General features: G+C 39.7%; 37 protein-coding genes, 1 tRNA gene and 2 pseudogenes. 10 read left to right on the top strand and 30 right to left on the bottom strand.

The annotated features are described in order from the left end of the window. Nucleotides 1–9 precede the first annotated feature (9 nt). The 21 genes from KGF65_RS12120 to KGF65_RS12025 form a co-directional block, all read right to left on the bottom strand. A tRNA-OTHER gene (locus tag KGF65_RS12120) sits at nucleotides 10–69 on the bottom strand. Nucleotides 70–172: 103 nt separating this feature from the next. Continuing rightward, a complete protein-coding gene (locus KGF65_RS12115; RefSeq protein WP_180895702.1) occupies nucleotides 173–610 on the bottom strand; it encodes a transcriptional regulator in 438 nt (145 codons plus the stop codon). 64 nt (nucleotides 611–674) lie between these two features. Beyond that, complete coding sequence (locus tag KGF65_RS12110) at nucleotides 675–842, bottom strand: hypothetical protein (RefSeq protein ID WP_216746962.1); 168 nt, start codon at nucleotides 840–842, stop codon at nucleotides 675–677. A gap of 81 nt (nucleotides 843–923) precedes the next feature. Next, entirely contained in the window at nucleotides 924–1,289 is a 366-nt protein-coding gene (locus KGF65_RS12105) for a YopX family protein (RefSeq protein ID WP_159259118.1), read from the bottom strand. Between the two features lie 24 nt (nucleotides 1,290–1,313). After that, nucleotides 1,314–1,463: a hypothetical protein gene (locus KGF65_RS12100; RefSeq protein ID WP_015640520.1), complete on the bottom strand. Its 150-nt coding sequence runs from the start codon at nucleotides 1,461–1,463 to the stop codon at nucleotides 1,314–1,316. Nucleotides 1,464–1,465: 2 nt separating this feature from the next. Beyond that, nucleotides 1,466–1,633 carry a hypothetical protein gene (locus KGF65_RS12095; protein WP_128531230.1) on the bottom strand — a complete coding sequence of 56 codons (168 nt, stop codon included), beginning with the start codon at nucleotides 1,631–1,633 and terminating at the stop codon, nucleotides 1,466–1,468. Next, nucleotides 1,626–1,934, bottom strand: coding sequence for a hypothetical protein (locus tag KGF65_RS12090; protein WP_050339967.1), 309 nt, complete (start codon nucleotides 1,932–1,934; stop codon nucleotides 1,626–1,628). Before KGF65_RS12090 ends, KGF65_RS12095 begins: the two co-directional genes overlap by 8 nt. A gap of 135 nt (nucleotides 1,935–2,069) precedes the next feature. After that, the gene (locus KGF65_RS12085; protein ID WP_216748561.1) at nucleotides 2,070–2,855 is read right to left on the bottom strand and encodes an ATP-binding protein; all 786 of its coding nucleotides are present in this window, start codon (nucleotides 2,853–2,855) and stop codon (nucleotides 2,070–2,072) included. Next, nucleotides 2,855–3,622 carry a replication protein gene (locus KGF65_RS17090; protein WP_253954440.1) on the bottom strand — a complete coding sequence of 256 codons (768 nt, stop codon included), beginning with the start codon at nucleotides 3,620–3,622 and terminating at the stop codon, nucleotides 2,855–2,857. The genes KGF65_RS12085 and KGF65_RS17090 overlap by 1 nt, the downstream gene beginning before the upstream one ends. Nucleotides 3,623–3,632: 10 nt before the next feature. Beyond that, entirely contained in the window at nucleotides 3,633–4,190 is a 558-nt protein-coding gene (locus KGF65_RS12075) for an NUMOD4 motif-containing HNH endonuclease (RefSeq protein ID WP_050480189.1), read from the bottom strand. Between the two features lie 23 nt (nucleotides 4,191–4,213). Continuing rightward, nucleotides 4,214–4,906, bottom strand: coding sequence for a putative HNHc nuclease (locus KGF65_RS12070; RefSeq protein WP_216748560.1), 693 nt, complete (start codon nucleotides 4,904–4,906; stop codon nucleotides 4,214–4,216). Nucleotides 4,907–4,920: 14 nt separating this feature from the next. Further along, the gene (locus KGF65_RS12065) at nucleotides 4,921–5,325 is read right to left on the bottom strand and encodes a single-stranded DNA-binding protein (protein WP_216748559.1); all 405 of its coding nucleotides are present in this window, start codon (nucleotides 5,323–5,325) and stop codon (nucleotides 4,921–4,923) included. Beyond that, nucleotides 5,322–5,969: an ERF family protein gene (locus KGF65_RS12060; protein WP_216748558.1), complete on the bottom strand. Its 648-nt coding sequence runs from the start codon at nucleotides 5,967–5,969 to the stop codon at nucleotides 5,322–5,324. The genes KGF65_RS12065 and KGF65_RS12060 overlap by 4 nt, the downstream gene beginning before the upstream one ends. 2 nt (nucleotides 5,970–5,971) lie before the next feature. Next, on the bottom strand, nucleotides 5,972–6,484 hold the full coding sequence (locus KGF65_RS12055; protein WP_209042703.1) for a hypothetical protein: 513 nt from the start codon (nucleotides 6,482–6,484) through the stop codon (nucleotides 5,972–5,974). Next, nucleotides 6,477–6,608, bottom strand: coding sequence for a hypothetical protein (locus tag KGF65_RS17295; RefSeq protein WP_279489459.1), 132 nt, complete (start codon nucleotides 6,606–6,608; stop codon nucleotides 6,477–6,479). The genes KGF65_RS12055 and KGF65_RS17295 overlap by 8 nt, the downstream gene beginning before the upstream one ends. Then, complete coding sequence (locus KGF65_RS12050; RefSeq protein WP_065674638.1) at nucleotides 6,605–6,862, bottom strand: hypothetical protein; 258 nt, start codon at nucleotides 6,860–6,862, stop codon at nucleotides 6,605–6,607. Before KGF65_RS12050 ends, KGF65_RS17295 begins: the two co-directional genes overlap by 4 nt. Further along, nucleotides 6,862–7,032, bottom strand: coding sequence for a hypothetical protein (locus tag KGF65_RS12045; protein ID WP_164906264.1), 171 nt, complete (start codon nucleotides 7,030–7,032; stop codon nucleotides 6,862–6,864). Before KGF65_RS12045 ends, KGF65_RS12050 begins: the two co-directional genes overlap by 1 nt. A gap of 99 nt (nucleotides 7,033–7,131) precedes the next feature. Beyond that, entirely contained in the window at nucleotides 7,132–7,305 is a 174-nt protein-coding gene (locus tag KGF65_RS12040) for a hypothetical protein (protein ID WP_164906263.1), read from the bottom strand. Nucleotides 7,306–7,316: 11 nt separating this feature from the next. Further along, entirely contained in the window at nucleotides 7,317–7,517 is a 201-nt protein-coding gene (locus KGF65_RS12035; protein WP_050339960.1) for a hypothetical protein, read from the bottom strand. Between the two features lie 11 nt (nucleotides 7,518–7,528). Then, nucleotides 7,529–7,768, bottom strand: a complete 240-nt coding sequence (locus tag KGF65_RS12030) for a hypothetical protein (RefSeq protein WP_056953061.1) — start codon at nucleotides 7,766–7,768, stop codon at nucleotides 7,529–7,531. A 164-nt stretch (nucleotides 7,769–7,932) separates the two neighbouring features. Next, entirely contained in the window at nucleotides 7,933–8,169 is a 237-nt protein-coding gene (locus KGF65_RS12025) for a hypothetical protein (protein WP_253954441.1), read from the bottom strand. Between the two features lie 57 nt (nucleotides 8,170–8,226). Here KGF65_RS12025 and KGF65_RS12020 point away from each other — a divergent pair, with 57 nt between their 5' ends. After that, a complete protein-coding gene (locus KGF65_RS12020) occupies nucleotides 8,227–8,418 on the top strand; it encodes a hypothetical protein (protein WP_021336779.1) in 192 nt (63 codons plus the stop codon). Here the strand turns inward: KGF65_RS12020 and KGF65_RS12015 are convergent. From KGF65_RS12015 to KGF65_RS12000, 4 genes are read right to left on the bottom strand one after another with little or no spacing between them, the layout of a single operon-like run. Continuing rightward, the gene (locus KGF65_RS12015; protein ID WP_003638300.1) at nucleotides 8,415–8,588 is read right to left on the bottom strand and encodes a hypothetical protein; all 174 of its coding nucleotides are present in this window, start codon (nucleotides 8,586–8,588) and stop codon (nucleotides 8,415–8,417) included. The two genes, KGF65_RS12020 and KGF65_RS12015, sit on opposite strands and share 4 nt — an antisense overlap. 14 nt (nucleotides 8,589–8,602) lie before the next feature. Then, on the bottom strand, nucleotides 8,603–8,812 hold the full coding sequence (locus KGF65_RS12010) for a hypothetical protein (protein ID WP_216748557.1): 210 nt from the start codon (nucleotides 8,810–8,812) through the stop codon (nucleotides 8,603–8,605). Nucleotides 8,813–8,823: 11 nt separating this feature from the next. Continuing rightward, complete coding sequence (locus tag KGF65_RS12005; RefSeq protein ID WP_216748556.1) at nucleotides 8,824–9,522, bottom strand: Rha family transcriptional regulator; 699 nt, start codon at nucleotides 9,520–9,522, stop codon at nucleotides 8,824–8,826. Nucleotides 9,523–9,535: 13 nt separating this feature from the next. Further along, nucleotides 9,536–9,757, bottom strand: a complete 222-nt coding sequence (locus KGF65_RS12000) for a hypothetical protein (RefSeq protein ID WP_216748555.1) — start codon at nucleotides 9,755–9,757, stop codon at nucleotides 9,536–9,538. Nucleotides 9,758–10,014: 257 nt separating this feature from the next. On the opposite strand from KGF65_RS12000, the gene KGF65_RS11995 reads away from it, so the two are divergent. The 5 genes and pseudogenes from KGF65_RS11995 to KGF65_RS11975 all read left to right on the top strand — a co-directional run bounded on the left by KGF65_RS11995 (nucleotide 10,015) and on the right by KGF65_RS11975 (nucleotide 12,024). Continuing rightward, nucleotides 10,015–10,347 (top strand): helix-turn-helix domain-containing protein, encoded by a 333-nt coding sequence (locus KGF65_RS11995; RefSeq protein WP_216748554.1) that lies wholly within the window; start codon nucleotides 10,015–10,017, stop codon nucleotides 10,345–10,347. Continuing rightward, the gene (locus KGF65_RS11990; RefSeq protein WP_027822122.1) at nucleotides 10,340–10,747 is read left to right on the top strand and encodes an ImmA/IrrE family metallo-endopeptidase; all 408 of its coding nucleotides are present in this window, start codon (nucleotides 10,340–10,342) and stop codon (nucleotides 10,745–10,747) included. The genes KGF65_RS11995 and KGF65_RS11990 overlap by 8 nt, the downstream gene beginning before the upstream one ends. Before the next feature lie 60 nt (nucleotides 10,748–10,807). After that, nucleotides 10,808–11,194 (top strand): hypothetical protein, encoded by a 387-nt coding sequence (locus tag KGF65_RS11985; protein ID WP_053338951.1) that lies wholly within the window; start codon nucleotides 10,808–10,810, stop codon nucleotides 11,192–11,194. Between the two features lie 8 nt (nucleotides 11,195–11,202). Then, the gene (locus KGF65_RS11980) at nucleotides 11,203–11,901 is read left to right on the top strand and encodes a hypothetical protein (protein ID WP_015380507.1); all 699 of its coding nucleotides are present in this window, start codon (nucleotides 11,203–11,205) and stop codon (nucleotides 11,899–11,901) included. Between the two features lie 37 nt (nucleotides 11,902–11,938). Continuing rightward, a pseudogene (locus tag KGF65_RS11975) lies at nucleotides 11,939–12,024 on the top strand. 17 nt (nucleotides 12,025–12,041) lie between these two features. Here KGF65_RS11975 and KGF65_RS11970 read toward each other — a convergent pair. After that, nucleotides 12,042–12,251, bottom strand: a complete 210-nt coding sequence (locus KGF65_RS11970; RefSeq protein ID WP_072536200.1) for a hypothetical protein — start codon at nucleotides 12,249–12,251, stop codon at nucleotides 12,042–12,044. Nucleotides 12,252–12,265: 14 nt separating this feature from the next. Between KGF65_RS11970 and KGF65_RS11965 the strand changes: the two genes are divergently transcribed. From KGF65_RS11965 to KGF65_RS11955, 3 genes are all read left to right on the top strand, one after another. Beyond that, nucleotides 12,266–12,847 carry a hypothetical protein gene (locus KGF65_RS11965; protein WP_216748553.1) on the top strand — a complete coding sequence of 194 codons (582 nt, stop codon included), beginning with the start codon at nucleotides 12,266–12,268 and terminating at the stop codon, nucleotides 12,845–12,847. 3 nt (nucleotides 12,848–12,850) lie between these two features. Continuing rightward, nucleotides 12,851–13,279 carry a hypothetical protein gene (locus tag KGF65_RS11960; protein ID WP_105960648.1) on the top strand — a complete coding sequence of 143 codons (429 nt, stop codon included), beginning with the start codon at nucleotides 12,851–12,853 and terminating at the stop codon, nucleotides 13,277–13,279. Nucleotides 13,280–13,460: 181 nt separating this feature from the next. Then, nucleotides 13,461–14,624: a site-specific integrase gene (locus KGF65_RS11955; protein WP_105960649.1), complete on the top strand. Its 1,164-nt coding sequence runs from the start codon at nucleotides 13,461–13,463 to the stop codon at nucleotides 14,622–14,624. A gap of 352 nt (nucleotides 14,625–14,976) precedes the next feature. On the opposite strand, the pseudogene KGF65_RS11950 reads toward KGF65_RS11955, so the two are convergent. The 3 genes and pseudogenes from KGF65_RS11950 to KGF65_RS11940 all read right to left on the bottom strand — a co-directional run. Further along, nucleotides 14,977–15,588, bottom strand: a pseudogene (locus KGF65_RS11950) (site-specific integrase); the annotation flags it as partial. A 104-nt stretch (nucleotides 15,589–15,692) separates the two neighbouring features. Then, a complete protein-coding gene (locus tag KGF65_RS11945) occupies nucleotides 15,693–16,373 on the bottom strand; it encodes a hypothetical protein (RefSeq protein WP_101873337.1) in 681 nt (226 codons plus the stop codon). 657 nt (nucleotides 16,374–17,030) lie between these two features. Beyond that, nucleotides 17,031–17,408: a helix-turn-helix domain-containing protein gene (locus tag KGF65_RS11940; RefSeq protein ID WP_216748552.1), complete on the bottom strand. Its 378-nt coding sequence runs from the start codon at nucleotides 17,406–17,408 to the stop codon at nucleotides 17,031–17,033. 314 nt (nucleotides 17,409–17,722) lie between these two features. Between KGF65_RS11940 and KGF65_RS11935 the strand changes: the two genes are divergently transcribed. After that, complete coding sequence (locus tag KGF65_RS11935; protein ID WP_101873335.1) at nucleotides 17,723–17,929, top strand: transcriptional regulator; 207 nt, start codon at nucleotides 17,723–17,725, stop codon at nucleotides 17,927–17,929. Between the two features lie 127 nt (nucleotides 17,930–18,056). Here the strand turns inward: KGF65_RS11935 and KGF65_RS11930 are convergent. Next, a partial coding sequence (locus KGF65_RS11930) for a DUF2321 domain-containing protein (protein WP_216786820.1) occupies nucleotides 18,057–18,538 on the bottom strand: 482 nt, incomplete at its 5' end.

The raw sequence follows: 18,538 nt of genomic DNA, 5'->3' as shown, positions 1-18,538 counted from the left end.
GATCATAAATATCGCCGGTAGGACTCGAACCTACATTCCATTGTGGCTTACCAATTAGCCCACAGCGACTACCAGTCTGTAATTTGGAGGATTACTTCATGCACGTCAATCACATTTGGCATACTACCAATTTAGCACGATTTCAAGCCTAGTTTTTCCAACTTTTTTCCAACTAGCCAAAATCAGATACGTCATACAAGTTAAGCTTGCTTGCTACTTTGGCAATAAACTTATCAACTAGATAATAAGCTTTGCTCTTGCTAACAAATATCATTCCATTAGTTACTAGGCTTTCAACCGAGTAACGCTGGCGTTTTCTAAAATACAGTTCGCATATCAGTGTTTCGGTATCTTCACCGCATTCGTCCAAACACTGATCAATTACATCTCTCCGATGCTGAAATGCTCGAATCGTTTCGCTGTCCACCACGGAGATAGCAGCATACTCAGTTGGAGCGTTTTTCTTATATTGAGCACGACCACCACCAACGTTTTCGTCAGGTTCTTGATAAGGGTACATGATATTGAGCTCCTCACGAGCAATTAGGCCATCAATTAGTGGATATTCGCGTAGGTACTTCTCGACCATTTTCTTCGTCGTTCTTTCCAAGCCAGCCACTCCTCTGTGATATAATTAACTGTCAGTTTAATTATCATAGATGTCAGTAGCCGCTCTAGTAGGCGGCTTTTTGTTTACTCTCGCGATCACTCAACTCCGCAATGTCAGCAATGAAGTCCTGACCAATTTGTGCCTGTTGCTCAGTTGTTAGTGCCGCGTTCATTTCCAGGTTGGCAACTGTGGCTTTCACTTTGATTGCTTTGGCGTATTCGGTGTCAGTCATTTGTGTCCCTCCTGTTTACGTTTTTATAAAAAAGATGTAAAAATGGAAATTTGACGCTTGCTTTCTATAAATGTCTTAAAATCAGCCTTTCAGCAGTTCTGGGTTAGCGTGAACGTTGCCAATAACTTTTGAACCGTGAATTTCACCTATAAGGTCAAATCTGCTGATAACTCCAACTACGTCAGCTAAAAATTTGCCTCTAGCAAATTTAACAATTGACCGATACTTCCGATTTTCTAAAATATCGCCTTCATAGATATCCTTGCCGTTCACGTCTGTCAGACCGGTAAACTGTTCCAGCTCAAATACATCCAGGTCACCTTCATCATATTCACCGTCTAAGCTCCTAGCCTCAACATAGAAGATGTTGCCATCTGAATCAGTTTGCATGTCTCTAGGAACCATCATGACTTTCTGAACTTTGTCCCACGCTCTAAACTTAATCATCGTCCGCCATCTCCTTGCTTAGTTTCATTCCAAGATACTTTGCTTATGGTAAGGAACAGTCATAATTGACGTGTTCTGCCCCTTTTCTCTGAAATGTTTCGCATCTTTTCTAGCGGCTTGTCTATTGGAATATACAGCTGCCACATCACTATTAATCATCAATATATAAGCCATTTTCAGCCCTCCCCGAACGCTTCAAACGCCCGCTTGCGAATGTTGTACGGCCCATATTCCTTGGCCAATTGCTTACTATCCAGCGTCTTAGCTTTGTTTGCTTCGGCATGTTGCTTCATGCGCCGGTGCTTCCGTTTAATCGTTGAACGTTTCTTAGTGTGTTTAGGCATCTTTGTCCTCCGTAATGTAGTATTTGTTTTCGTCAATCGCACGAATACGATTATCAAGCCAAGCGTTACTGTGTTTTAGCTCCCGAGACGTCCTAGTTTTACCTTGCTTGCCTTTCATGACTAATTTAATGGCATTATACTGGGTACGCGTAATCTCCGTGTAATCGCCTGATACGGCCTTAATTCCGGGCATCTTATGCAGGTTAGCTAGTTTGCTTGGTGGCACGTTATCCATGCTGCCATATCTCGCTTCTAGCTTATGAATGGCTTCCAGCTCTTTAAGCCAATTTTTGCTTGCCATAGACTAACTTCCTTTCAAGCTCCTGCTCGTAATGAGCATGTATCTCATTCGTACAATTCGGGCATGGTCCAAACGTGAAACCATAACTCCCAAGTGGTTGCTGAACGACTTTACTACCATGACATAATTCACAACTCATACACTTCTGACTCCTTCCATATTGTCAAACAGCAATTGACAGCTAGTGTCCTTGGTATATAAACGATCAATTGTTTTGCCGTCGTACATACTTTCTAATTGCTTACGTGTGTTGTTAGTCGTAATGATGGTTATATGTTTGACTTCGTTATGATCAAAATCGCAACGTGCATTCGCCACTTGATACATCAGTGTCTGCAAATCTTTGTGTACTGGCTTGTAGAACCCCTTTTCAGTTGGCTTACCGCCTTCAGTACCAAAATCGTCTAAAACTAGAACATCAACGTTTTGCATATCTTTTAGAATGTATAGTAAACGTTGACGTACATCCGGTGCTTCATACTTTTCATTAACCAGCCGTAGCAACTCAGCTGTTGAGACAAACATTGCTGTCTGCCCTACGCTCATTAGCTGGTACATAATTGCTAGCGCTAATGATGTTTTGCCAACGCCGGGTCCGCCTGCAAGTGCTACGTTGAACTGGTTAGTCTCTAATTGCCTAGCTAACTTAAATGCTTGATTACCAAGTTCTCTAGCTTTAGCTTGATTAGGCTGTTTATCGACTTGCCAATCATTAAAGCTAAATCGTAACGGTACACCGCCAGACCACACTGACATACGATAGTAATATCGTTTTCGGTTAGCAATCACGCTAGCATTGGCACGGTCAATCGTTTGATGATCCAATTCTTCTTTGGTCGGCAACTTAGTTGTATCAATTCCTCTAGCCGCTACTACTTTCTGAATCGTGGTTTGATTGAATAACTTCGTTACATTTTCCATTAGCCAAACCAGTCCTCTCGCGTTTGTGGCGCAACATTAGTCGGGCGATCACGTTCAGCCTGACCAATGAGCGTGTCATACTGCTTTCGTAACTTCCCTGCCGACAAAATGTTTGCTTGCCAGAATGAATTATCCTGTGACCAATCTACTAGCCAATCTAATTTTCCATAATCACGATGATCACGTTCATGAGCTAGACGGATGTCATTAGCCCATTTCTGTAAGTTTGGTTCTTTAAAGTCAGGTTGCCGTTGCTTAATTCTGGTCAACAAATGGACTGCTACTTTGTAGGGTGGATCATCGGGTCCATACTCGGTTTTTGAGTTGGGACGTTTATTATTTGTAGTCTCTGTAGTAGTCTCTGGTAATCTATTGGTATTGGTCTGCTCATTTTGATCACCTGCATGTGATCGATTTGAGCACCTCGTATGATCATTTTGATCACATGCTTTGCTCATACGCTGATAATCAATCCGATACCATTTAGTCTTGTCAAAACCGGCTTTATTATAATTTCCACTGATCAAGTATCCTTGCTTTTCTAAGCTATTGATTGTCCTTCGTAGCGTCACCTTGCTAAAGAACGGGAATTGTTTGTGCCATTCATCATAACTGTTATAAATCCATTTATACCCATCTCTGTTATTACCAGAACGCTGTAACCAGTAATGGAATTGTTGCAATACGATTGCCTCTTTTAACCCAACTCTTACTGCCAGTGTAGGTAGAACTTGTAATGGTGGTTCACTAATTAAAAGGTTATTCATCTATATCACCTCAATTCAACTTAGCACTGTGACAAAACGGTACAGCTGTAATCTTTATTTCTTGGTCTCTAAGCTTTTTTCTGGCGGTACGTGCGTTCTCTTTGTTTGAGAATACAGCGATTACGGCATTATTATCCGATAATACAAACACCATTTTGTCCTCTCCTCTCACGCGAACATTTAAAAATCTTCCATGACTATCTCTGATATAAAAAGTTCTGTCTTGCTCAAACGACACATTTTCTTTGGAAGTCACCCACATCAAATTATCTGCACGATTATCACTTTTAACATGGTTTATGTGATGCACTTGTGGCTTGTTGTATGGATTTTGAATAAACGCTTCTGCAACCAATCGGTGAACCCTTTTAGTGTTATGCTTCTTGTTTTCTGTCAAGACTACATACAAATATCCACGATCTGACACACAGAGCTTTAATATTTTGGATGGCAAGGTCATCGGATGACCATTTGATTGAATGATTTTTCTCCCATTAGATTTGATTCTCCCTAAATTTGATACTTCGTAACCTGTGTATCCTCTTATTTTCTTCCAAACTTCTTTCAAGATTCTCACCTCATCCCGGTGTATTAGTCACTGCTGTATTTACCTTTCAAGCCAATTCGTTTCAACGTTTCTTTATCTAGTTTTATGCCATCTACTGGGACGTGGTATTTTGCACTAAATGCCACGGAGCCAATTTGCTCAATCTCGCTGTGATGGACTCGACACAATGCCATAACGTGCCGTTTGGTGTGGTCAACGTGTGTTCTGTTCAAGCCGGCTCCGATAACGTCTACATGATGGATATCAGCACGATTACCGCAGATCATGCAAACTCGATGGCGGCAACACTGGAACAGGTAATACTCTTGCTCACGTGGCAATAGCTTATAGCCTTCCTTGAACGGCACGTGCCACTCAAACATGAAGTCGATGACTAGGTCGAGTAACCGGTTAGCATCGCTCACAGACGATTCTGTGGTGTCTGACAGGCTAATCTGCTTGCCAAACGTATATGACTCATACTGCAAATAAAACAAGTTTTTCAAGAAGTCTGTCGGCATACCTGACCACGTATAGATGTCACTAAGCAACGCGAAGAACAAGCGTCGTTGTTGTGGCCTAGCTTTACGTGTGTCAGCTAATTCCGAGTACGTGTAGTATTCGTCAGCAGAACCACTTACCGTCTCAACATGGTCAAGATTAGGCTTATGGATGAGCTTCTGAACCTGATACCACTCGCCATCTTTTTCAATTAACTTAGTCGGTAGCAGTTCCACACGATCACCTCAACTTAAAATGGCAAGTCATTGTCCGTAATATCAATTTGGCCGCCAGCTGAAGGCACTGGTTGCTGGTGTGGCGCTTGATTATTTGACTGTGATTTACTCTGGTTACTTTCACGATCCGGTAAATCAAAATCAGTGACGTTCACTCCTAGCTGTGCTTGTCCGTTGTATTCATCAACTTCAAACGTACCTGTTACCAAAACATGATTGCCTTTATGGAAATATCGCTCAATCGTTCCAGCCCGCTTACCCCAGACAGCACATCGAAACCAGTCAGTGCCATAGTTGCCTTGATCATCCGGGTGATTCTGCCTTACTGCTAAACTAAAGTTAGCAACTTGCATACCGCTTTGCGTTTGTCGCACTTCGGGGTCCTTACCTAAGTTTCCTGAAATAGTGATTTGTCTCATGCTGATTGGTCCTCCTTGTCAACGTACGAATTTAATTTATTAGTGACCAACTCAATTAACGTGTTAGCACTACTGTGTGTCAGCTTATCAACGCTGCCAACCTTCTTGAGGTAAGCTTTAGCAACAAATTCCTTATCCTTGTTTGTCACTCCCGCCAGAGCCTCAAACAGTCTGTCTATGCGGTTCTTTTGCTGGCTATCAATAAGCGGCTCACCATCAGTTGCATTGCTGTTAGTTGTATCTGGATCTTCTTCCTGGTCAGTGATGTTAAAAAGCTGTTTGTAGAAGTACTTCTGAGCACTTGTACAAGCTTTAGCTATCGCTTTCTCACCGTTATCTTGGCCACTTCCGGGCATTGAACCTGTCTGTGACTCTGAACCGTCTGTGATTAAGAACGTCCCCATGACGTCAACAAAGTGGTTTGAACCGCCCTTCTTGCTGGCTTTATCATATTGATTGATAATCTCGTAATTCGGGATAATTCGAATTCCAACACCTTGAATTGCGTGCTCAACCGCAGCTTTGATAGCTCCTTCGGATTGAAATTCATAGTTCTGGAAACTATTCTTACCGTCTTTATGAACCGCGCCAATTGACTTAGCAGCCTTATTAAGTTTCTGCATCAGATTAAGCTTCTCATTCATCCTTAGTCCTCCTTAGCTTTTACGGAAATTTTGGGCTTCTTGAGTGATCCGGAGTATCCCGGCAGTGCATTAAGACTTGAGTCCATAATTTTACCGTCAGGCGTTACATAAAACTCGCCATTTGCTAGCCGATTCTTGATTTCGGTCTCATTCACGCTTCGGGTCGTCTTGATTAATGTATCGTCAAAACGTTCAAAGACTGCTGTAAGCTCTTTGGGTGTCGCGTCCTTATCTCGTTCAATGTTCCAGTTACGAGACGTACTAGGGTTAACGGTGCCCATTTTGAAGTGAAAGAACTCAGTATCAACTTGTTCTTGATCACCCATTGCCATTCGCTGTAATTCTTGTAGTTGGTCAATTTGGTCATCTACCGTCTTGATGGCCTTTCGATACTTATCAACTTCCATTTGTGGTTTTAGCATGGCCTTTTTAAAGGCCTTCTTATCTCGGGTAGCCTGCTCAAGCCTGGCTTCCATTTCATCGAGCGTCATGCCCGCAGTCTCTTCTTTAATCATTCTCATCTTTCTCCTCATCAGCAATGACGCCACTTTCAATCAGCTCGTCCTCGGTAGGCTCATCATCGCGCCAGCCTTCCACAGCTTCTTCTTGGTCAATTAACCAGCTATCGTAGCCGTTCATTTCGCCCACCTCCATGCGAAACGTTGTCTTAACGACAGTTTTGGGGTACAATTGAACTCGAAAATAAAATTATTAAGCGTCTTCGCTACACGGGTACTACCAATACTCAAGCAGCTTTTTTCGTACTCAAATTTAGGCTTTAGCGATACATATTGCGCAATGGACGCCTGCAATCCTTCCAAGTTGTTAATTTTGATTGGTACCGGTTGATAGTCCACCGTGTAGTCTGGCAGATTAATTACTTCGTTCGCCATTATTTAAGCCCCCTATTAAACATCCATGAATTCAAGCAAAACGCCATTGCCATATTACTTTCGATTAGACACAATTCTGGAGTTAATTCTTGTGGATCGATTAATGCAATCCGTGTAATACCATGAAGAATACAATCCTGTTGTTCTTTGTAAGGTAATGGATTATCCATAACTACTGTCCTCGCTTTCTTAGTACTTGCAAACATTTCGAGTTAGCGTTAATATATACGCACACCTTGAATTGTTTTCTTTCTCCCTACTCTTGTAATTCACTCCAGTAGGGAGTATTTTTGTCTTTTAGCTTGCAAACGAGACTGCTTTGGAATAAAGTAAATGTTGGTACTAATCATCTCTTCCATTAGTCCATCGTTAGCCGCTACTAGCGATGGCTTTTTTTGCGCTCGTTTCCACTCGTGGAGTGGTAAAATTGATACTTTTTGCATGATCATTCCTCCTACTTAATTACTTGAATACCATTAGTAATGATTTCAAATTGCTGGCCATTCTCTTTTACTACAGCTACATCTTTTTTTGTGCGCAACGTGAACGGAATTGACTTGATTTCAACTACTCTGCCAACGCCGGCTTCTCTTATCAGCTGACCACAACTATATTCAGCCTTGTAACTCACTCGATCACCTACATGAACTTTCATGATCATTCCTCCTAATACATTGGTGGCAATGTGAACGTCCAGTTCTCATCAGAATTTTTATCTGGCTCGCAAACGTTAATATCGTGTTCTTGCAACTCACCAATAAATTCTTCCGAATAGCCAAAGCACGGGCGCCGCTTAATGATTCCGTCTGTATCGTATGTGATAGCGTTAATCAGCTCACGTTCATCTGCACGAATTGCGTTATACTTACGTGCTCTTAACGCGTGCTCAATGTCTTCTTCATACATATTGTTTCCTCCTAAATTCCAAACCAGTTTCTAATCTCCCGGCGCTTGTACCATACGGATGTTAGCGCCCAGGTTAATACTGCTACTTCTACCATGGCAATTCCTCCTTATGAATTGAATCATCATCTACCCGCCTAGGTTTTAGTTACTTAAATTCTGATGATTCAATAACCATTTTCGACTGCTGGGGCGTACCATTTGCCATCTTCTTCTGGCTTTGGGAAGCCCTCTTTGTCGCGATAGTGCTTGTCGAATGAATCAACCTTGATTCCAAACTCAGAGTAGAAATCTTTGCGTCCAATCATCTTGTGATCAACAGCCTGCTGATTACGCCCGTCCGCAACTCCCTGTTCATATGCTTGCGTGAAAAGCTTCGACAAAGCACTTACCAAACTGTCCATCCTGGCCACTCCTTTCGGTGTATAATTTTGTTATCCCAATTAATCGAGGTGATAAATATGAAAAGCTCTCATCGCGAACATGAAATGGCACTATATGCCGCTCAAGCCATGACCATTTCAGATATTGCTGAAGAAAAAGATAAGGCTAAATCTCATCACTATACGTACGATGCTCGATTAGGAATCGAAATATTCGAAGATAACTATAAGCATGCCCTCGAACATTATTCGGGACGCTTTCCCGATTAATTAACCTTTTCTTCTTCCTGTTTGGCTTCAAGATCTGATTGGATAGCGCCTATTAGCTGAAAGGCCTCCTTATACGACAGATCATTGCTAAACAGGATTTTTTCTATTTCTGATTTGGCCTTTGAAAACCTATCAGATTTTAAAAATGCTCGCGTGTCCCATTTACTCATATTTGCTTCACCTCCTATGCTGGCTGCTCGTTTAAGTAAAGGCCGCTCATACCAAGCATGTCAGCTGCTTGTGCTAAAGCGTCATAGTTCGTCGCTTGAACTTCGCTAACTGCGCTCGGCTCCCACTTACCACCATTAACCCGAGATTTAAGGTTAGGGTTCAACATCGTATCGTTATACTCAAGCAAGAATTTCAGTGCTTCACGTACATTTTCAAATTCCATTGTTTTACCTCCTATGCTGGCTCCTTGTCTAATCGAAGTGACGTCTGTCGAATGATTGTCTTAGTTGCTGTAGACGGCTCCCAATCATTAATGAAGTCCATTACCATCTGGTAGTCCTTCTTGCGTAGCATTGACCGAGCGCTCACGTTAGCAATCTTCTTGATGCCACCGTTAATGTCTTTAAACAGCTCGCCACGCTGCTTCTGTGTGATATGCCCATAACTGTGAGCCACTTCTGACACCCGTTGATTAACCCGACGGCTAAGTGCACTATATTCAGGATTAGGAATAACTTGGTTCTCTTTGAGGTCTTTCACATCGCCCTCCACGCTATCTAGGCGCTGATTAGTTTCCTCATTGGCTTGCAGCGCCAATCTGGCAATCTCTCGTGGGGATGTTGGCAATTTTACTTGTTCTTCCATAAAGTTGAAGGCTTCAATGTACTGAAGTTTAAATTTAAGTGCTTTAGTACCAGTGAATCCCATTGCTAACAAAGTAAAACCATCACGGTTCATATAATAGATTGGGTAAGATTGACCGTTCTGTTCGTTAATATATGTCTCCTTTGCGAACATGTGTTGGGTATGCTTATTTTTAAGCAGACCCCCAATTGTTGCTAATACATTACGATGTTCTTTCTCAAACGTTTCAGCCACTTGCAAGCTACTAGTAACAGCTTGCTGGTTCTTCATAATTACTAAATCATTCATGTGATCATTCCTTTCATTGAATTCCTAAAATTTTGGCCATTTGTGACCGAATCCGCCTTGACTTGGGTTCGTTACCACCTTTGATCGCACGGTTAACTTGTGACGGTGTGACCTTTTCAGACTTAGTGGTAAGCATTTCAGCCATTTCTTTTTGAGAAATTTTGTGGCGGCTCAATGCATTTTTGTATTTAATTTCAATTTCCAATGCGACATCCTCGATTGTTTGTTCTGGCATTTTTATTCCTCCTTTCGTAATTTATTCATCAAGTTATTGACTTATATTTAGACTTAGTCTAAAATGAGTGCATACGAAATAAGCAATTTAAAACCTACTACTATCGCAATCTCTCGCCAAAGTTATTGTTTTGATAGGTATATTTTTTGTTGCTTAATTACTTGATGAATCAATAATAAGTCTTAGTCTAAAAATAGTCAACAATTAATTAGTCTAAGTCTAATTGTTTTGTCATAGAATTTGGAGAAATCATTGATATGACAGTATTGGATAGAATAAAAAAAGTTTCAAAAAAACGCGGATTTAGTCTAACCCAAGTTAACGACAAGGCGAATTTAGGCAAAAATACTATTTATTCATGGAAAGTCAAAGAGCCTAGTATCAATAATTTAAAAGCCGTTGCCGATGTTCTAAATGTTTCTGTTGATTACTTATTAGGAAAAACGGATGACAATTCTACTTCAAAAAAACCAAAACACGTTGATATTGCTGATGATGATGTCATTATGACATTTGAAGGTAAGCCAATACCTCCTGAAGACTTAGAATTGATGAAACGTCTTTTGAGAGGTGGTAGAAATAATGATTGACTATTTTAGAGAGGTGTTAGACTACGTATTCGATCACGGAATTGGAATTACTTTGTGTGGTGATTTTTCTTCACACACCCCATCTGGGTCAAATCCTCATAACAGGCAAATAGTAATTAATACGAAATGGTACAAGCAACGTCAACTACCGTATATAACTGCACATGAAGCCTCACATGTGTTGAACCAAGATTCTGGGGTATTATATTACAGTGGGACTGCCAAAACCCCAATTGAGGCTAAGGCTAACCGCGGAGCTATCGATATATTGATTCCTATTTATTTTCGAGATATGGAAAGAGAATTTGCAGATCCATACACTTTTATGGAGGAATTCGAAGTTCCATCGTTCATGGAGGATTATGTAATCATCAAAATTAGAGAGTATTATGCTGATTAGCTAACTATAGACCAGATACGGATGTCGGTAAAAGCTGAAATTTATTGGAGGTATTGTGTTGTGTCAAAAAAAATAAAGGGAGCAGACGGTCAAACCTATAAGATGGTAAGCCCATCAAATAATGAGGTCAGAAAAAGGACTATAGAAATAGTTTTATCTGTAGTTAGTATGATTGTTTCCGTCATCTCGCTAGCATCTGGTTTTGGAGCGGCTGCGTTTGTCGATGCTTTCGGGGGCGGTGGTATTTATACAGGAAAACTAGTTCTAGGAATCCTGTTATCAGTTCTCGCTTTTTCTTTTGTCTTCTTTCTAAACAAAAAGCATACTTTATTTAGCTGGGCAATAATCGTTGTCGGCATTATCCTACTATTACTTTGTGGAGATTTCGGTATTGCTGGCGGAATCCTGTTTATTATTACTGGGATTATTGCACTTATTAGAAAGTAGGGACTGAAATGGCTAAAAAAATTCAAGATGAAAACGGGAATACTTATGTAGCAGTGAAACCATGGTACAAGAAATGGTGGATCTGGGTTATAGTTGTAATTCTAGTAATTTTTGGAATTGCTGCGTTTACCGGCGGATCAGATGATTCTTCTTCCAAAACTACGACCACCAGTTCAAAAGCAACTGCTCACAAAACTACGACATCCGAAACTAAGCCTGCCGCAACAGCTTCAAAAACTATCAGCGTTGACTATGATTCATACAATGTAGCAAATGAAAAGACGTATAAAATTAATTATTCAGATACATCATGGAACGCAGCCACTGTTAAAGTTGATAAAGTAACGGTCTACAAATTAGCCCATTCGTATAAATATAAATCAGCAAATGATGGTACTTTCCAAGCTTCTGGATTTGTTCGTATTCACTTTGTAATTTCGCCTACTAGAGACATATCCATCTATCCAACACAAGGGACGGCAATTTATAGTAACGGTGAACAACATGAAGCAGATTCTTTAGAATCGTGGGACGGTGACATCGCCAAAGGTGCTACAAAATCTGGAAATGTAACCATTCCTGTTAAGAGCTTAGATTCCACTTCGTCACTAAAAAGTATAAGGTTTAAGTTTGATGCCCATTATGACACCGATAATATGGATGATAACAATTCTGATAAGACCTTCGACATCACGTTAAATATGTAAAATGTTTTTAGCCCGTTACCAGCCTAGCGGGCAACATGCGAGCGTAGTTCAACGGTAGAATAGTACTCCTTTGAGTTGCTGACTAGATACTAACAGATGCAGGTTCGACTCCTGCCGCTCGCGTTGTAACAAAAAAGCACTTAAATTCCAGTTTTAAGTGCTCTTTCAAAATCAAACTCTAAGTTTTTCGGATCTTCATAATCTAAGGTTGCCTGTTCGTATGCATCTTCGCTTGACATTCCCTTATTTTGAGCTTTAAGCAGTGTAGACCTCAAATTAATGCTTTCCCAGTAACTTAATGAGTTTAGAAAGGAGCTAATTTGGTTACTAGACAAATTTTTAGTGTCCATAATTTCACCTCGCTATGAAAAAATTGATACCTTTGAAAAAGATAAATAGTCTTGCTATTGGAATTATTACAATCATTGGATTCGTTGCTTTGGGGGGATTCCATATAAACTTTTTACTGCGTTTTATTATACCATCAATGCTTGCACTGTGGGTAACAGTCATCTTGGTAGCACAATGGTATAACACCACTGTTTTAAAATCTGAGATTAACGATTTAAAAGGTGACGTTACACAGTTGGGCGATAGTAATCAAGATTTAGTCAATCAAAATAAATCTATCGAAGATAATTTAGCACTTTCAGACCAAAATAGACAGGGATTAATACGTCAAGTAAAACAAAATAAGTTGGAATTTGACAAGTATAATGATCAAATTAAAAATCTTGAAGAACAAAATGACAAATTATCCAGAGAATCTTTGTCAATTATTGTTAACATGCTGGCAGAATCTCCCAATACGGATTTTTTGTATCAACAAGTAGAAAAAATATTAACTTCATCTATAAAAGATGAAGTTCTTACACAACCATTTTTGATGACACAGCTTACTCCATTTATTGAAATGAAGCAAAAATTATTAGAACGGGAGAAATGAAAAATGAGTAAGGATTTACGAATTGTTAAAATAATAGATGATACTACACTTGTTGGTAAAGGAGGGAAAGATGCAGATATTATTAAAGGTACCAAATATAATGTCGTTGGTAAAAGCGACGGTGAAGATATTATTGACCCTGAAACACACGAATCACTAGGATTCTTGGGACTAAAAAAGGCAATTGTCACGGCAACGCAAGTTGAAGAACATTTTACTGTATACAAAAGCCAATATGTAGAAGAAAAAAAGACTTATACGGGGCTGTTAGGAATGAGTTCTGCATTATCTAACATTAATAGTCAAAAATATCTTGGCACTCCGGAAAAAGTGCCAGCTCACTATCATCATCTAGATGTTGACTTAAATGCAATAACTGGCACTGAGCTAAGTTCAACCATCGAGGTCGGTGACTATTTAGAAAAAGCATAGACTAATGTTTATGTTACAAAAAGCACATCCGCTCCCGCCAAGAAGATGGATGTGCTACCAATAAAAACCAGTGGATTACTCCGCTCTTTTTACATACATAATATTATCACAACTAAGGAGGTGATGCCTACAAGTCCTTAAAATTCTACCCGCCTAGGTGAAATTTAAGGAGGAAATTAAAATGGCAAGTATTAAAAAGAAAAATGGCAAATGGGCTGTTCGTGTTAGTTACTATGATGAGTTTGGCAAACGGCACTTTAAAAATAAGAGTGGCTTTTCTCGTAAAAAAGAAGCTGAACAGTGGGCGACTAAATTGGAACAAGCTAAGTTTGACCAATCCATAGGGAAAACTGACACAACGACTTTCTTTACAGATTACTACGAGAAATGGTTAGAAACCTATAAATTTGGCAAAGTTGCACGAATTACAGAGCAAGAATATCGATATACTCTTCGTCAAATTGTGGAGCTACTACCCAACATTCAACTATCGTCAATGACCAGGTTACGTTATCAACAATTTATTAATGAATTTGTGCACGGTAACACTAAGCAGCGTGCACAGCGACAACTGGCAGATGATCAACCATATCACAGCAAATCATCTGTTGAAAAATTGCATGGCCATATTCATGCTGCAATTATCGATGCTGTAGCCGATAATTTAATAAAGACTGATTTCTGTTTGCATGTTGAATTAGGTGGCCACGCTGGTAAATCTGCGCAACTAAAATACCTTGACGCAAAAGACATGCAAACGCTAGCTATCGAAGTCAATAAAAATATCAAGCTAATTTCTACTGGAAAATCAATGATCTATACTGGCCTACTAACTGGTATGCGAGTAGCCGAAGTTTCTGCTCTGACTTGGACTGATATCGATTGGCAAAATAAGACTATCCGTGTTAATAAGTCATGGGATTATGTTTATGGCCAAAAATTTAAGAAAACAAAAACTGAATCTAGTATTCGTACAATAACTGTAACTGACGATCTTTTAAATCATCTTAAAACACTGCATGCTTTACAGATGGCAGCTAAATTGGATAACCCAGATCATCTAGTTTTCATGAACAAGCGTGGTCGTATTCCATCCCCTGGAGCGTGTGATAACTTGCTTAAAAAATACTCCGATTCATTGGGAATTAAACGGATTAGTTTTCACGGGTTGCGGCACACCCATGCTAGTTACCTGCTCTATTGTGGCGTGAAGATGGAATACATTTCCAAACGGTTGGGCCATAAGAACAGTTCCATCACTCGTAACGTCTACGCTCATATGATTAAAGAAGACCAACAACAGGAAGACGAACGGACCTTAAAAGCACTCTCTCAGGTCAATTAATACGGTGCACTTTTGGTGCACTCACCAAAAATGATGACGCTAAAAGGCTTGATATCAATGATACAGTAGTACACTCGAAAGTCTGTACTCTCCTTTTTAAAGCAGTAGAGACCAGTCAGTGAAATAAGAACCCCGACAAATCAACGTTTGTCAGGGTTCTATTTTTTTAGAAAAGGCTAAAAAGGGCTAAAAAAGAAAAGCATTTTGCGCATATTTTGCGCGCGGTATCTAACAGTATGCCTAGGATTGACGATTGTTTGAAATTCTTCTTTTGCGCAAAGGGCTGAGTACAGGATTTCTGGAGCTTGATATAGCGCCGTTAGTAGCACCCTTGCGCAAAATATGCGCAAAATTATTTTTGCTTTTGAATAGGTGATTTCGCGATTGGTTCTCGGAGATTGCTTAAGGATTTTACAATTTGATCATCTGTCTTAGCTTTATACTCGTCAATTAGATACGAGTACACGTTGGCGGTGATAATAATATTACTGTGACCAAGTCGCTTAGAAATTGCATAGAGGTCAATGCCGCGAGCTAAAAGGTAAGCGACGTGAGTATGACGACACGAATGAAAATGAAATCCCTTAAGCACAATGTTGTTATGCAAAGACTCACGTAAGGTTTTATTAATAGCTGATGAGGTTGGAATAGTACCGTATTGATTGACAAATACTAAATCTTGACTGCCACGTTTTGGTATTTCAGATAGTATACCAATCAGCCATTTGTCAATACGAACGGTCCGATGGGATGACTCATTTTTTAAGTCTTGAAAAGCCTGGTTGGCTTCGTTCCAGGACTGGGTGACTTGGATGGTATTGAAAAGTGGGTTGATGTCTTGCCACCTGAGTCCTTGAATTTCACCGGGACGCATGCCAGTCATAAGTGCCGTGATAATCATATACTTGCTAGTGAAGTTCTTATTACGCGTCTTAAGTAGATAATCCAATAGTGTTTGTAACTGGGTTTCATTAAGGAGCCATTAAGTCCTTTAGCGATTTAATTCAGGTTGAGCCATATCCCAAACTTTGGTCGGTTGGAGGGTATGGTTCTTTTTATTTTAATTTACTAGCTGTGTACAAACATTTGATAGGTATCCTTTTTGGTGTTGATAACAAAGGTATAATTTATTTTACCTGACTTTTTTGTGATATATTGATTTGGCTTTTCAGAAGCAGATTTGACACCAGCTTCTAGTGTGGCGGTATCTGCGTTCAAACTATCTCCAATGACATACACAATCTCGTTGAACCAAGAATAATCGTATTGAGTATAGACGTTCAACCCCAACAGTTTGCCATCATCTGTATGGATTGAAAAAGCATTGTTTTTGGTGTCATCAGCATAATTTTTATCAGCTAATGGTGCAGTTGGCAAAAAATTGATACTGTTGCCGTCGTGAAAATCATAAGCATCATAGAAAGTTGAATATTCTGCGATGGCAGTTTCGCCTTTAAAGTCAATAGTTTTTGCGTCACTCATATCTTTATTATTAGAGATATCAATTGTAAATTTATGAGCTTTGCTGGGGATTTCAAATGAGAACTTTCCATTTTTGGTTTTTACTTTGCTTGTACCATCGGCATCTGTATTCCAATAGATGGCAGACTCACTACTTTTTCCAGTTACAGGAATGGTAAACCCATTATGTGAGTCATGCGACTCTGCAGATAGACTTTTTCCACATCCAGACATAACCATTCCGATTGTCAACATGGCCCCGAACGTCACAGCCTTTTTCAAGTTCATTTACATGTCCTCCAATGATATAATAATATTTGTATATCAATATCATTGGTTATCACGTCTTACTGTTAACGGCAGTGAGACGTTTTTTATTTGTTTTGGTTAGCTATTCGCTCAAAGAATTCGGCAATTGTTCGTTGATCTTGCTGAGTCAGTACGTTGCCTTGATATACCAGGTCTTTGCTATCATGGTATTCTTCTAATTCCACTTTAGTCACCTCACAAATTAAAACATTAATTCGTAAAACTCATCAGGCAAGCCATACGCCATTTGAATGGCATTAAAATCGGCAGGCGCCATATTGTTCTTTATATAGGGCGGTAAGTTCGCTACAAGCGAACAGATTAGCTTCGCGTTCCATTGCCTTCCCAATGATTCCCAATAGTATAAAGTGCAGCGCAAGAAGTATGGTCAATGCCATGCTTTAACTCGTGTGCCATCACTGCATACTTGCCTTGTGTCTCCCGTAGCTCATCTGATATACCGATGTACACATCGCCACTCTAGGCAGTGGTACATATTCCTTCTAAGTCGCCAAGGTTTGCGTATTCAACGTGGTATCCTAGGCTGTCCGCGATCATAAAAGGGTCGAAAGTTCCGATTTCTTCGGCAAGTTGATGAACCTGTAGATACAATTTGTAACTACTCATCAACAACACCTACTTTTTATTATCATTATTCCGATGCTTTTGTTTATCCCCCCAGAACACGCCTTCCAGGAAAGCCCGTACCTTGATTTTAGTTTTCTCGTTCATATCCATGCCTTGGAAACCCATTGGGACATTTGACTTAAGCCACTCGTCAAGGTCGATTTTATCGTTCTCAGTTGCCCATGATGGAGCTGTAGTCTCCCGGCCAAGCAAATAATCGGTTGAGACATCGAAATAATCTGCAATCTCTTCCAACTTTTTGGCACTAGGATTGGTTTTCTTCAAACGATACAGTGTATTCTTCGAATATCCTAGTTCCGATTCCACATCATTAACAGATTTTCCCTGTTTTTTTGCAAGAAATTTTATTCGCTCAAACAGTGTCATAACAGCAATCCTCACATTCTCAAAAATAGCATTTAAAACAAATGCATAAAATAGTTTGGCACAATTATGCAAATGTTTTAATATTAATTTAGTAAGCTAATTGAATAACCAAACACGCAATATTAAAAAGTATTGATTTAACAAGTATTCGACGTTCCCCAACGTTTTATTGCTTATCAATGGCTTTATATAGGCTTATTTAGCTATGCCTTAACATTAAAACATTTGTGTAAAATAATCAACAATTATTAAAACTATTTTGAGATGGTTATTGAACTGGCTTACATATTTATAGCTAGGAGGAGATGAGCTTAATGCCAACAACATTAGCAGGTCGCGAATTAATCAAGAAGTACATTGACGATCGCAACATTAGTATCACAAGTTTGACCACCACGTTTGGAGTCGGAAAGATGTACATGACACAAGTACTTGCCGGTACCAAGAAGTCAGCAGCAGCAAACGAGCTAGTTTTGAAAATTATTGAGACTTTTAAAATTCGACCGAACGACAACGATTAGTTAGGAGGTAAATAGATGAGATTACCGCGATGGTTAACAAATCTGTTTCTAAAGAAAAATGGATACGTGAAATGCCCTAATTGTAGGAGTTACACGCATCCAGGTAATTATTGTGAGCAGTGTGGTACTAAACTTCCCAGATAGATTTTTTGACTGCTTCAGATGCGATGTCAACAAGGATATCACGTAGTCCCTGAGCAACTACTGTACCGGCTTTAGCTGCATAAATCTTAAATTTAGTGCTAGCTAATTTTGTTTTAGGGGTATCGGACAGCAAGTCAGGAATAGATTCTTGAAAGTCCTTAACTTCATCACTACTTAACTCGGAGTAACTAATTAGGTCCTGTGCTGACTTGATGGCCGATTCAGTCCAAGGGTAAGGTTTGCCACAGTTTTTACAATATTTAGGGATTGGTACTGGACCAGTTGATAAAAATATGATTCCATTTCCGCTTGCATCATAATATCCAGCAATTGGATAATCACAATTTGGACATTTGCTAATGACTTTTGCACCACATTTCTCACAAAAACCATTAGCATCAGTTCCCCAGGTTAAAGATGATCCTACTTGATGGCCGTTCAAGCATACAGACTGTGCATGTTGAG

Source organism: Lactiplantibacillus sp. 30.2.29 (assembly GCF_018991255.1).
GTDB classification, from domain to species: domain Bacteria; phylum Bacillota; class Bacilli; order Lactobacillales; family Lactobacillaceae; genus Lactiplantibacillus; species Lactiplantibacillus pentosus.
Note: the sequence above shows the minus strand (reverse complement) of the source record. Positions and strands in the feature narration are given on the sequence as shown.